9 protein-coding genes are annotated in these 12,865 nt (G+C 58.3%); 8 read left to right on the top strand and 1 reads right to left on the bottom strand.

The genetic code is table 11. From position 1 onward, the window contains the following. Positions 1–30: 30 nt before the first annotated feature. The 6 genes from IQ25_RS19500 to IQ25_RS19475 are packed head-to-tail and all read left to right on the top strand — an operon-like array spanning position 31 to position 10,222. Complete coding sequence (locus tag IQ25_RS19500; RefSeq protein ID WP_258537076.1) at positions 31–3,252, top strand: Eco57I restriction-modification methylase domain-containing protein; 3,222 nt, start codon at positions 31–33, stop codon at positions 3,250–3,252. After that, a complete protein-coding gene (locus IQ25_RS19495) occupies positions 3,249–4,019 on the top strand; it encodes a hypothetical protein (RefSeq protein WP_144907953.1) in 771 nt (256 codons plus the stop codon). Before IQ25_RS19500 ends, IQ25_RS19495 begins: the two co-directional genes overlap by 4 nt. Continuing rightward, the gene (locus tag IQ25_RS19490; protein WP_144907952.1) at positions 4,012–4,635 is read left to right on the top strand and encodes a hypothetical protein; all 624 of its coding nucleotides are present in this window, start codon (positions 4,012–4,014) and stop codon (positions 4,633–4,635) included. The genes IQ25_RS19495 and IQ25_RS19490 overlap by 8 nt, the downstream gene beginning before the upstream one ends. A 34-nt stretch (positions 4,636–4,669) precedes the next feature. Next, complete coding sequence (locus IQ25_RS19485) at positions 4,670–5,467, top strand: HNH endonuclease (protein WP_144907951.1); 798 nt, start codon at positions 4,670–4,672, stop codon at positions 5,465–5,467. A gap of 59 nt (positions 5,468–5,526) precedes the next feature. After that, complete coding sequence (locus tag IQ25_RS19480; protein ID WP_144907950.1) at positions 5,527–8,601, top strand: helicase-related protein; 3,075 nt, start codon at positions 5,527–5,529, stop codon at positions 8,599–8,601. A 10-nt stretch (positions 8,602–8,611) separates the two neighbouring features. Continuing rightward, positions 8,612–10,222: a hypothetical protein gene (locus IQ25_RS19475; protein ID WP_144907949.1), complete on the top strand. Its 1,611-nt coding sequence runs from the start codon at positions 8,612–8,614 to the stop codon at positions 10,220–10,222. A gap of 96 nt (positions 10,223–10,318) precedes the next feature. Here the strand turns inward: IQ25_RS19475 and IQ25_RS19470 are convergent, their stop codons facing one another. After that, entirely contained in the window at positions 10,319–11,386 is a 1,068-nt protein-coding gene (locus IQ25_RS19470) for a tyrosine-type recombinase/integrase (RefSeq protein ID WP_158637807.1), read from the bottom strand. A 182-nt stretch (positions 11,387–11,568) separates the two neighbouring features. Here IQ25_RS19470 and IQ25_RS19465 point away from each other — a divergent pair, with 182 nt between their 5' ends. Together IQ25_RS19465 and IQ25_RS19460 are read left to right on the top strand one after the other, a co-directional pair. Further along, a complete protein-coding gene (locus IQ25_RS19465) occupies positions 11,569–11,874 on the top strand; it encodes a type II toxin-antitoxin system TacA family antitoxin (protein WP_144907947.1) in 306 nt (101 codons plus the stop codon). Continuing rightward, a complete protein-coding gene (locus IQ25_RS19460; RefSeq protein WP_144907946.1) occupies positions 11,871–12,380 on the top strand; it encodes a GNAT family N-acetyltransferase in 510 nt (169 codons plus the stop codon). The genes IQ25_RS19465 and IQ25_RS19460 overlap by 4 nt, the downstream gene beginning before the upstream one ends. Positions 12,381–12,865: the final 485 nt, after the last annotated feature.

The following is a 12,865-nucleotide window of genomic DNA, read 5'->3' as shown; positions in this document are numbered from 1 at the left end:
TGCGCGCTGGAGCAGTGGCGCGAAGCGGGGATGAAGCAGGGGATCGAGGCCCGCAAGGACCTTTATGCCAATGTGGCAACCGCACTGGAAGAGCTGGGGCAGGGGCTGGTGGCAGCCAATCCGGACCTCCGCGAGAAACTGCAGAGTAGCACGGAGGCAAGGCAGGCCCTTTTCGAGGAAATGCTGCGCACGGTCTATCGCCTGATCTTCCTGGCCGTGGCCGAGGACCGCGATCTGCTGCACCCGCGCCGCACCGGGCAGGACGCACGCGGACTTTATTCCGCAGGATACAGCTTCGGTTTCTGGCGCGAACGCAGCCGCCGACGCGTGGCGCGCGATGCGCACCACGATGCCTGGGAAGCGATGAAGGTAACGCTGGCGGCGCTGGAGCACGGTGAGGACATGCTGGGCCTGCCGGCGCTTGGCGGATTGTTTGCCAGCGGATCGACGCCACACCTGAATGCGGCGCGCATCCCCAACCGCCGCTTCTTGGAGGCGCTGTTCAAACTTGGTTATATCAAGAAGGACGGCGTGCTTCACCGCATCAACTGGCGCGATCTCAAGACCGAGGAACTGGGCTCCGTCTACGAAGGCCTCCTCGAAATCCGCCCCAGCCTCACCGCCAGCGGCGATTTCCAGCTGGGCAGCGGCGCCAAGGGCAACGACCGCAAGACCTCCGGCTCCTACTACACCCCCGACAGCCTCGTCGAATGCCTGCTCGACAGCGCCCTCAATCCGGTGCTCGAACGCGCCGAGGCCTCCGGCGCCACGCCCGAGGAGAAGGTCGCCGCCATCCTCGACCTCAAGGTCATCGACCCTGCCTGCGGATCCGGCCACTTCCTGCTCGGCGCCGCCCGTCGCATGGCCGACCGTGTCGCGCGCCTGCGCAACGAGGATGCGGGCAAGGAGGAAACCCAGGCCGCCCTACGCGATGTCGTCTCCCGCTGCATCCACGGGGTCGATCGCAACCCGATGGCGGTCGAACTCGCCAAGGTCGCTCTGTGGATCGAGTCCGTCTCGCCCGGCCAGCCTCTGGGCTTCCTCGATGCCAACATCCGCTGCGGCGACGCGCTGCTCGGCGTGTTCGACCTCGCCGTGCTCGAAGAGGGCATCCCGGACGAGGCCTACAAGCCGCTCACCGGCGACAACAAGGACGCGGCGAAGTTCTACCTCAAGCTGAACCGTGACGCGAAGAAGGGGCAGGGCAGTTTCGACTTCGCGGGCGGCGGCGGGTCCCTGCCCGCCAAGCCCATCGCGGCGGGGCTTGGCCGGATCAAATCCATGCCCGAGGATACCGTCGGCCAGGTCGAGAAGAAGCGGCAGGCGTTCGAGGCGTGGAAGGCCGATCCCGCGCGCTACGGCACCGAAGTCGCCTGCGATCTCTACATGGCCGCCTTCCTGATGCCCAAGACCGAGGTGCCATTGAACTACCAGCGCGCGATGGTGCCGACCACCGGCGACGTGCGACAGAAGCTGGCGGGCGGCAATGTCTATGGCCCGCTGGAGGGCGCCGCGCGTGAAGTGGCGGGCGCGGCGAGCGTGCTGCACTGGCCGCTTGAGTTTCCCGATGTGATGGTGGGCAAGGGCGGGTTCGACGTGGTGCTCGGCAATCCGCCGTGGGAGCGGATCAAGCTACAGGAGCAGGAGTTCTTTTCATCTGGTTCGATTGAAATCGCGACCGCGCCGAACAAGGCAGCCCGAGACAAGCTTATCAAGGCCCTCGCCGACGCTCCAGAAGGTAGTTCGGATCAGGCCCTCTTTGCTTCGTTTGTCTCAGCAAAGCGAACATCGGAAGCCATCAGCGAGTTTGCTCGTGTTCCTGGTAATCTAGGCGGGCGTTTCACGCATACAGGTCGAGGGGACGTAAACACCTACGCTTTGTTCTCAGAGCTCGTCTTGAACCTGGTCTCAAGGGCTGGGAGATCAGGAACGATCGTCCCGACGGGCATTTGCACCGACGCGAATAATCAATGGTTCTTCAACGAACTAATATCAACCGGCAGGCTGGTATCGCTATACAGCTTCTACGAGATCAGATTGGTATTCACGGCCACTGATGACCGCAATTCCTTCTGTCTTATGACGTTGGGTGAAGGAGGCAACGACCCCGAGTTTGCCTTCTCGATCCTAGACACATCGATGATCTCAGATGAAAATCGTAGATTTCGACTTTCAGCAGACGACATTCGGGCAATAAATCCCTCGACAGGCACTGCCCCGATTTTTCGCAGCAAATCTGACGCAAAACTGACTGCAAAAATTTATCGAAGCGTCTCGCCCCTTTGTGTTGACCGGATTGATGGTCAGTCAAACCCTTGGGGGGCATTCTATCTGCGCCTCGTCGACTTTGGAGATCATTCTGAGGAGCTGCGAACTAAAGATCAAGCAGTCGCGGAAGGCTTCGAATTTAATGGTAGTCGCGGACATCGCGGCAATGAGGTCTTGCTGCCAGTTTATGAAAGCAAATATATAAACTCATACAACCATCGGTTTGCTCAATCTCGAAATGATGGTGAAACAGAGGAGTTTTCATCCTACAGATCGCCGACGGATGAAATTGAAACAAGATATTGGGTTTCTCAGGATTTCTTCTCTGGTCTGATCAAAAAATACCCATATGACCGTGAATGGCTCATTGGCTACCGAGACATAACAAATTCCTCCGCTGAGAGGACGACTATTCCTGTAGCAATTCCTCTTCTGCCAGCGTCAAGGAACCTTCCGATCCTAGGGTTCGACAGCAAGATGCCCGGATTTGCCTTACTTGCGAATTTAAATGCAATCGTCCTTGATTATGTGTCGAGGCAAAAAGTTGGTGGAACACACCTCACATTTACAATCCTAAAGCAACTCCCCATCCTCCCGCCCAGCGCCTACGACGAAGCCGCGCTCGCCTTCATCGTCCCGCGCGTGCTGGAGCTCACCTACACCAGCCACTCCATGGCCCCCTTCGCCCGCGACCTCGGCTACGAAGGCCCCCCCTTCGCATGGGACGAAGACCGCCGCGCACACCTGCGCGCCGAGCTCGACGCCTGGTATGCCCTCGCCTACGGCCTCACCCGCGACGAGCTGCGCTACGTCCTCGATCCCAAGGACGTGATGGGCGAAGACTACCCCAGCGAAACCTTCCGCGTCCTCCAGAAAAACGAAATCGCCCGCCACGGCGAATACCGCACCCGCCGCCTCGTCCTCGCCGCCTACGACGAACTGACGGCGCAAGGGATGCGGCCCAGAACGGAGGGCTGGCGGTGAGCGACTGGCGCGCTCTTCCGGCAGGCAATTTGCCGAAGTACGACAGCGGCCTGCTGCGGCGTTTTCATTCTGAGATCGGGGATCCGACAGCCGTAGTCCTCAACAAGGCTCTGAACAGAAGCTACAAAGCGCCCGTCTACAGTTCAGTCGCGATCCAGCAGCTGTTTTGCCTCAATCTGGAGGGTCACTGTTTCGGCGAGGCACCGCACGCTTGGGCCAAGTTCCACGAGCCGCAGATAACCAAGGGGCTGGCGTACTATCTCGACGCAGGCACCACGGATCTGACCCGGGCTCGGGCGCTGGCATTCTACCGTGCCGCCTGCCGCTGCGCCAACGGCTCGTTCCGCGAGCTGACAGAGGCCGATATCGCCGATGTCGAGATCGTGCCGGAAGAGCGGACTTCCACCGAGCGTGCCAAGCGCGGCACGAAGCGCGTGGCGAGGGGAAGAATTGACGTACTGGTCCACTTCGAACTGGAAGACGGCGGTTCTACGGGCGTCGCACTGGAAGCGAAGTTCGATCACTCGCTGACGGCGGGCCAGCTCAAGAAGTATTCCTGCTATCTAGAGGGGACGCGGAAATGGACGCTGGAGGAATCGCCGCTCCTGCTCGTGGGCCGCGGCGCGCCGGAGATATCAGACTGCAAACATTGGGGCGCGACAACCTGGTGGAAGTTGATGCTCGAATTTGAGCGCGAGATGGCTTCTGTCGACGATGCAGAATTCCGGCAGTTCCGCCGCACGATATGGGAAACGGCTTATGGCTGAGCAGCAGCAACCAGAGATGTTCCATTTCAGCGAAAGCGTGCGCGAGTATTTCGGCAAGCCGGAAGTAAGGTCAGCCGTGGACCTCCTAGTCGAAAATAAGTTCGTCTTTGCCCCAAGCGCCGACGATGAATGGCGAAAGGTCGACACCTTCTACGATGCATTATTGGCCGCGAGACAAACCCAGATCGAATTGGCGAAGGACTTGGCACGGCTCTGGCATGAGGTATGGGGTCAGAACTTTGACGAGCTTAAGCCGATTGCTTCGGACCCAGCTGACGAAACATTGTCCCTAAGCCCTGAAATACGCTGGAATGAAGAATACTTCGAGAGACACTTCAGCTTTGCTCATTCCAGGAAAGCTTGTCTTTGGGTGGTTTTGGGCGATGGGCCAAAGGAACTTTCTACGTTTGATATCGCCTTTGACGTCCGTGCCGGGAAGCGCAGTGTCGCCAAGCGACATCAGAATGCGTTGCCTCCGCAATTGAGTGAGTGGAGGTTCAAACATGATGCGATCCGTGTCTCCATCCAGGCAAATGATGCCGGTGTCTTCAACCTAAAAGAGGCCCGCCAGTTGGCAAAAAACGCCGTCAAGGTGATTGGGACTTTCACATGGTAATCCACATGCAAGAGCAGCAAATGGTGTTTTGAGCATGGCGTCCGACGTCCCTTTGCGCTCACGCACTCCCGGTATGGTCGCCCGATCAGAGTTGCAGGAGGCAGCTTTCAATCACGGGTACCGCAAGGAGACCGGGGTTGCGGATGGGTGGCTCTATTTCCGCTCCGACGAGGGCGTTCCTGGCGAGGTGGGGCTCTCTGCCGGGACGGGAGCCGATGGTGCGCCGTGGTTCCTAGCGGTCGAACACGCCGGTGTGGCGTTCCAGATGCGTGGTGAGTTTGCCTCAGCAGTCGTTGAGCCGCCGCCCGGCCGGTTTCGCGCGTGCTTTGCCTTTGCGCAGCGGACAGCGATGCGGACAGCGCTATCTCGAGCTTTCCACCTGGCGCGCAGCTTGCCAACTTTTCCACTCGCGCAGTTTGAGGACGAAGTGGCTGGGCTTGGCGATACCGAGATCGAGCGGATCGTAAAGCAGCGTGTGGGGCAGGGGTATTTCCGCAAGGCGCTCCTCGATTATTGGAACGGTCGCTGCCCGATCACGGATGTCCGGGAGCCGGCGCTTTTGCGTGCCAGCCACATTGTGCCCTGGGCTCAATGCAAGAGCGACGCAGAGCGTCTCGACGTGCATAACGGGTTATTGCTGGCGGCCCACTGGGATGCGGCCTTCGATGCAGGACTGATCAGCTTCTCGGACGAGGGGGTCGCGATTGCGAAGCCCGGTCTGGCCACCGATGTGGCAGAGCTCCTTGGCCTCTATCAAGCTCGCCCTTTGCCACTGACAATGGACCATCGCAGAAATTTGGCTTGGCATCGCCAGCATTTCGGCTTCGCGTGATGTGCGCCCGGAACTGACGGGTCATTCAGTTATGGATTTCGTGAAGGGTTGGATAGCGCGTGTTCAAGACCGGTGACTTCGTAAGGCTGAAAGAAGATCCTTCCCGAGGGGGAATGATCACCGGCAATACCTCAGTTTCGCGCAACCGGCTGTACTGGGAAGTGATGCTTGCCGATGGTACCGGCACTCAGCTTTTCGCAGAGAGCAAATTAGAAGCGAATGCGGGGCGTGTTGACCCGCTTGAGGAATTGGCGCGAGGCCGGTTTACCGATCCTGACAGATTGCGCCGCTCAATTCTGCATCATCGCCTCACGGGGCGGTTGCGGGACATGATCTACAGCATTGATGCAACCGACACAGACTTTCACGCCTATCAATTCAAACCGGTCGTCAAGTTGCTCGCTTCGCCGTCCCAAGGCCTGCTAATTGCTGATGAAGTGGGTTTAGGCAAAACGATCGAAGCCGGGCTTGTTTGGACCGAATTGGTTGCGCGCTTCGACGCGTCACGTCTGTTGGTAGTTTGCCCCAAATCCCTCACCGAGAAATGGCGCCTGGAACTTCGCCAAAAGTTCTCAGTGGATGCGCGGATCGTCGATGCGCGCGGTTTAATGGAAGCGCTGCGAGACGATGCCGAAGGCGGAGACGGTTTTGCGCTTATCGTATCGCTTTCGGCAGTGCGGCCGCCTAAAGAATGGGAGGACGATGACAAATCGGCTCGCGCGGCGCTGTGCCGTCACTTGAGCGATAGCGAGAGCAATCCACGCGCCTTGTTTGACTGCGTCATCTTTGACGAGGCGCACCACCTGCGCAACCGCGACACCCTTGCTCACACCTTCGCCCGGGCAGCCATGGGGGTGGCCGACTTCAAATTGCTGTTAAGCGCGACGCCGATCAACCTCCACAGTGAGGATTTGCGCAATCTACTCGCCCTGCTCGATCCCGATACCTTCGACAGTGAATACGCCTTTTCGATTCTTAACGAAGAAAACCGGCCGCTGGTCCAAGCGCGAGACATGGTGTTGAACCAAAAGACGCCGTTTGCAGAGCTAGTCGAGTCCCTGAAAGCGATACCGCGTGGCGATATGCTGAAGATCGAACGGCAGTTGGACAATCTGCAGCGAGAACTCCGGCAGCCGGGCCTTAAGGATGGGCATGACTTGCGCGTGCGTGTGGCGGCAATGCTTGAGGAAATGTCCCTGCTCGGCACCATCGTCAATCGCACGCGCCGACGGGATGTGAACGACCTTCAGGTGAAGCGCGAGGTCGATGATTTACGTTGGGAGATGACCGAGCGTGAAAGAGAGTTTTATGACGCAGTGTCCGACGTCGTCCGACAGCATGCGTTTGAACTAGACGCCTCCGAAAGGTTCCTGCTGGCGACACCGCAGCGCCTCATTGCATCGTCGTTGGCAGCAGCTTTCGCGCACTGGTCAAAGATACCAGAGGGCTACTCAGAGGATGACGAAGGAGACGACGACACACGCAAGCGTGCACGCGGGGGTCCGTTGTCCAGCAAGCTGGCAGAGTTGTGTCGTTCACTAGGGAACGGCCGAGCGCTGGAGCTGGATGATACCAAATATGCAACTTTGCGACATGCTATCGAACAGCATCGCGCCAAAGGAGACGACAAGCTGATCGTCTTCTCAAGCTTTCGGACAACACTTGATTACCTAAGCCGCCGTTTGCGTTCCGACGGCTTCGACATTGAAGTGATGCACGGTGGCATCAAAGATGATCGAAGTGCAATAGTCGCTCGCTTTGCAGAGCGAACTGGAGCCTGCGTTCTCCTGACCTCTGAGGTCGGGGGTGAAGGTTTGGACATGCAGTTCTGCCGGTCCCTGATCAATTATGATCTGCCGTGGAACCCGATGAAAGTAGAGCAGCGGATCGGGCGTATCGATCGTATTGGCCAAGCTGCCGAGCGGATCAACATTCTCTCGCTCGTATCAAAAGATACTATCGAAGAGCGGATCTACGACCGGCTTTATCGGCGCCTTTTGACCATCCAGGAAACTCTTGGTGCGTTTGAGGCGGTACTCGGAAAGGAGATTCCCGATCTGGAGAAGCGTCTGCTGGACCCGCAGCTTTCCGAAGATGAGAAGGAAGTCGAAATCGAACGCAGTGCGATGGCACTAATAACGCGACAGAAGCAAATCGAGAAACTCGAGGAAGACGCACCCGGTCTTATTGCGCATGGAGACATGATCCTTGCGCAAATTGAGGCGAACAGGCGTCCAGAGCGACGCATCGACGGAGCAGAGCTCGCCGACTATGTCCACGAGGCAATTGCCGGCCGATATCCTGGAAGCCGCGTGTCAGATGCACCGGGCATAGAGGGCGTCTTTGAAGTTGTGCTAAGCGAGTCTGCCCAGTTGGCATTGAAGAGGGTGACGGCAAAGCTCGGCCGTGCGCGAACGGTTCTCAATAGAGAAAAGGCCACTCTAGCTGCTTTCGAAAAGCGCTCCGGCCTGCCGAAGCGGACCGAGATCATCTCCAGCGTACATCCGCTTGTACGCCTCGCGGCATCGATCCGCGACGAGGTGGCCGCCGGAGCTTCCGCTGAACCAGTCATAAGCGTTCACGTACCAGCGGTGTTGCTGCCCGACATCGCGAGTGGAACTTACATCGCATCGGCTGCGAGGTGGTCTGTCGAAGGCGCTGTACGAATTGATCGTCTGTTTTATGGCGCTCAAGCATTGACGGGTCGATCGCTCGCGGCAGTAGATGCGGAGCGGCTGGTACAAGTGGCATTACGGCAGGGGACTCATTTCGACCCACAAGCTTCGCTTGTTACCATCCAGAATGGAATGCGGCGACTGATCGAGAATGTGATGGAGCCAGCCTTCGATAACTTCCTCGAAGAAGAAGAGGCACGTCATGAAGATCGTGCCGATACGTCTCTTGCTCGCATTGAAAGACAGGCGGAGAAGCGCCGAAGAGAGACGGAAGCTAAGCTTTACGAATGGAAAATGAGTGGCGATCCGAAAAAAATAAAGATGGTAAGTCCTGAGCAGGGGAAGTTAGATAAACTCATTGCCCGCCTTGAAGAGCGCAAAAGTCTTCTTCGGTCAGCTCGGGCGCGCTTTTCGCATAACAACATCATTGTTGGGATGTTGGTAGTCGAACTGGCTTAAGGAGACGATCATGAAGAATCGGGGCGGATTTGAAATCCTTAAGCAGCTGTTTGCTCCTAGTCAGCCAGACCGGAATGCTTCGCCCGCTCAGACTGCTAGCCGTGTCGTACAAATCGAGGATTTTGAGCAAGCAGCGGCTGCGAAGCCATCTTCGCGTGTGGAGGCCGAACTCACGAAAGTACAAAAGAAGCTGAAGCGCGGGAAAGCTAAGAAAAGTAAGGCGCAGACAAAGCTCAAACTGCCCCCCGAACTTGTCAAATCCGTGTATAGCGAAATTGGTCGCGAGGGAAACTCTGCAAAGCCAAGCGCAGGTGAATCCGCATCACGAATGGACTTCGGTGAATCTGCATTCGCGAAGATTCAGGGCATGGGGCATGCGCTCGAAAAATTTCTGGCGGATCACCGCGCGCCAGATCAGGTAGGTTGCGAAACCGAATTGTCAGTACGAAGAGCTATTGAGTTCTGTGCCGCAAACCTAGTTGACCTGGTCGACCCTGAAGCGGACGGCTATATCGGGTATGACTTCGGCACAAGTTCAACCAAGGCGGTAATCCGTTGGCCTAACAAACCGCGGAGCCCAGCGCGTGCTGTGCCGGTTCCGGATGAATGGTGTGGGGGAGGCGTGCCACACACTTGGCCGTCGGTTGTTTTTCTCGATCCTGAGAATCTCGCTTTCCATCTGCTACCGTCAGAGGGTCGAATTAAGATTGACGGCTTCAAAGCGGCATTGATTGCAAATCAAGGCAATCGCCTCGCTTGCGCACCACAAGTGACGAAGTTGGAGGCCGCTGTCGCGTTTCTCGCTTTGCATTTGGCTTATGTGATTGGCACTGTTGGTAGTCGCAAGGGCGATAAGATTAGTCTGGTGAACGTCGCGGTGCCGGTTGCAGCGCTTGCTGACGCGCCTGGTCTGAAAATCTTTGATCTTGCGATCACTGCGGCGATATCTCTGCTACCGCGGGCGGACCGCTTGACTCTTGCAGACGTCCGCGCCGCGATTGCTCACCCCGGTGAACAAGTTCTTGAGCATGACCTCCATGCCGAGCTCTCCGGCGTTATTGCGGGGTACTGCCGGAGTCCTAGGCGTCACATCGGCTCCCACATGGTGATCGATTGTGGATCTGCTACTCTTGATATCGCGACCTTTCGGCTCGAAGCGCAGAGCAATTGGCCGATTGGTCTATATGCCGCAGAGGTTCAGCTACTTGGAGCCGACTCATGCGCAGCGTACGTAAAAAGCGGCGCGACATGGGACACTTGTAGCGGAGCAGCACGCTATGAGGACCATCTGGTTTATCGGCGCACCCTTGAGCATAATCGCGCTGGCTTTGCTGAGACGGAAGACAAGAAGCTGGGCTACCAGATTATCCTCGCCGGTGGAGGGATAGATAACCCTGCGATTCTTGCAATGTTATCGCGTTGGCAGAACGCCTTCAACCTGCGCTTTGACCGTCCCCAACTCGACAAAGCACTTGATTACGATGGTAAGTGCCCTTCGTCGCGTTTACTTCTTGCCGACGGGCTAGCTTACGACCCGATAAACCTGCGAAAGGTGCTGCTGCCTCTGGCATCAACTGAGAGGCCCTTTAACCCGAGTGGCCACGACTGGACGGCAAAATAGCCCTTGCCTGACTAACTCGTTAGAGGGGCAAAGCCTGCTGCAAAGCCGCAAAGTTTTGTAGGTGGTAGAGTTCCGAAATCCGTCTGCCCAGAACGGCTATAATTTCGCGACAACTTTGGCCGCTGCGTTCGCTTCGACGCTTAAGGCCTGCGAATAGCGGGCTGGCTGTTGTGGACTTTTCCAACGCAAAGCCTGCATGATACCGGCCAGATCCTGTCCTGCTGCAAATAGATCCTGCGTTAGCCCCACGCGGGTCGAGTGAGCCGTGAGACTCTGCCGCCAATGCTCAAAATCAGCCTCAGCAATGTTACCCAGCAAATCCGCGGCGAGCGCCTTATCCAGCAGTGCCCTATATATAAGTGTCACGGACTGGGCGGTTAGTCCCGTACCAACTGTCCAGACATCCGCACCAGCTTTATCCCTTGTACGGTGCAACCGCCGAAACACCGGTCCTTCTTCTCCGGATACGCCTTGCCATTCGCGCAAGTCTGCCATCGTTCGTGCAGAGAGATAGGCATAAGCACCAGCGCCCTCCTGGTCGGACTTGCTGCGCGGGACGAACAGACGCCCGGCGCCTGCGGTCCCGCGTTCGATGTGCGCCCAGCGCACGGCGACGATCTCGCTGCGGCGCAGCCCGGTATCGAACGCAAGCGAGAGCAGGGCGCGGTCGCGCAAACCCTGGACCGTTTGCGGGGCGGCGGCCAACATGGCTTCGACGCAAACCCCGACTGGTCCCACGGCTACAAGTGGGTCAGCGACCTCGCCGCGAAAGCGTAGTCCTTTGGCCTGACGCTGCCTGACGCCGAGTGCGCGGCGCTGAGCCTTAAGCTCGAGACGGACCAGTTCCGCTTTGGTTGGATCCGGTACACTGGCCATCGAATGCGCCCGCGCGATCGAACTTGCATAGCGCGACAACGTTGCAGCCTTTCTTCCGAGCTCGGCCTGAGCGCGCAAGAAGGCGGCAACTGTTGCCGGCTGCGCTGGCAGAGAGGCCAAGTTTTGTGCCGCTGTCCACTCAGCGAAGACCTTGAGATCAGCTCGAAGGGCGCGCCACGAGTTTTCGCTCATGGCCCGGCGCGCGACATCGAGCATCGCTTCGTCGATGACGGCGATTCTATGCTCGGATGACTGCTCGGCAGAGAGAAGTTCGAACTCGCGATCCATGGCTGGCACCATGCCCCTGGTTGCCCGCAATCGCAAGCGTACTAGTGATAGCGGTTATTATCGCTAATACGCTCCACAGCGTCTCTCCACGCTACGGCGCGGATTTAGGTTGAGGTAATCCGCATTGCTCACGGATCTGCCCTACCGCATTGCACGTGCGTGGATCTTTGTGGAGATAGCATATGGCCAAGACCCGTGAACGAAAGAATCACCTGGTATCGATGCGTCTCCCCGATGCCGACATTGCCCTGATTGATCGTGCGGCAAGCGCGCGCGGGCGCTCGCGCACCGATTTCATGCGAGAGGCTGCCGTGCGGGCCGCCGAAGATGTCCTGATGGACCAGAGGCTCGTGCGGATGAGTGGCGAAGGCTTTGCCGAATTCATCGCGCTGCTGCGACAGCCTACCGAGGCGGCTCCGGCGCTCGTCGATGTGCTCAGGCGACCGGCGCCTTGGGACACGCCCTCGGAAGATCGCACTGACAATTGAGCCTGTCGAAGCCGGAACTGTTGACCGCAGCACACAAAGTCGATGACTTCGACTGCGGCAAGCCTGCGCTCAATCACTGGATCAAGACGCGGGCCCTCGCAGATCAGGAGCGGGGGTTCACCGCGGTGTTGGTCGTGCATGAGGCGATGCGGGTGATCGGCTGCTATGGCTTGGCTCCGAGTTCAGTGGTGCCCGGCATTCTGCCGCGCTCCATCCGGACGGGGCAGCCACCCGATCCCATCCCTTGCCTGCTGCTCGGTCAACTTACGTGCGATTTGGCATGGGTGGGACAGGGCTTCGGATCGGGGTTGCTGCGTCACGCACTGAGGCGGTGCCTGGAGGCTTCCCGCCTCGTTGGCGGTCGTGCAGTGATCGTCAATGCCATCGACGACGAGGCAGCGGCCTTCTGGCAAAGAAAAGGCTTCCTGCCTTCTCGCGACGATCCACACGTACTGTTCCAGTCGATCGGTGCTATTGCTGCTTCCCTGGCAGCGGCAGAACTGTGAGCTTTTGCTGCGAGAAGGACTTTGGATGAAAGCCAGCTCACAATTGCAGCTAGTGCCACCTGAGCGTCCGGATTGTTGGCGTAGACTACCGGCAGCTATCCGGCGGTCGTAGTACTGGTGCCGTCGGCACAGATTTTTGCAACGTCCGCACCGGAAAAGCCGGAGTTGGTTGGCAACTACCGAAGCGGAACGCCGCTTCTGGGCCATCCCTTCATTCCGACACGTTGGAACTGACGGCGAATCTATAGCTAGTAACTGACGCTCAGCGATTTTACCTGACGTCAAAGCCCGCGACTGCAAGTGGGCCGGTTGACAGGCGGCTTCGAGTCAAACGGGCTCTGAAAGCTGCCGCCGTCAGTTAGCTGTCGGACCCGGCCCAGATCGCGTCTCGTTCCAAGCCGCTGGGACGATCAGTTCTGGATCCGTGCCCAGCTACTCCAAATACCCACAACAGTCCCGCTTCTCCGTGTCGGGCAGAGCGTTTC

Source organism: Novosphingobium taihuense (genome assembly GCF_007830315.1).
Taxonomy (GTDB): domain Bacteria; phylum Pseudomonadota; class Alphaproteobacteria; order Sphingomonadales; family Sphingomonadaceae; genus Novosphingobium; species Novosphingobium taihuense.
The sequence above is the reverse complement of the archived record's forward strand: the minus strand, read 5'-3'. Positions and strand labels throughout refer to the sequence as shown.

Excerpts from the sequence above, each read along its gene's own strand:
- IQ25_RS19500 (WP_258537076.1), top strand. The coding sequence starts at position 31 with ATGAAGCAGGGGATCGAGGCCCGCAAGGACCTTTATGCCAATGTGGCA.
- IQ25_RS19490 (WP_144907952.1), top strand. The coding sequence starts at position 4,012 with ATGGCTGAGCAGCAGCAACCAGAGATGTTCCATTTCAGCGAAAGCGTG.
- IQ25_RS19465 (WP_144907947.1), top strand. The coding sequence starts at position 11,569 with ATGGCCAAGACCCGTGAACGAAAGAATCACCTGGTATCGATGCGTCTC.
- IQ25_RS19470 (WP_158637807.1), bottom strand. The coding sequence starts at position 11,386 with ATGGATCGCGAGTTCGAACTTCTCTCTGCCGAGCAGTCATCCGAGCAT.
- IQ25_RS19475 (WP_144907949.1), top strand. The coding sequence starts at position 8,612 with ATGAAGAATCGGGGCGGATTTGAAATCCTTAAGCAGCTGTTTGCTCCT.
- IQ25_RS19485 (WP_144907951.1), top strand. The coding sequence starts at position 4,670 with ATGGCGTCCGACGTCCCTTTGCGCTCACGCACTCCCGGTATGGTCGCC.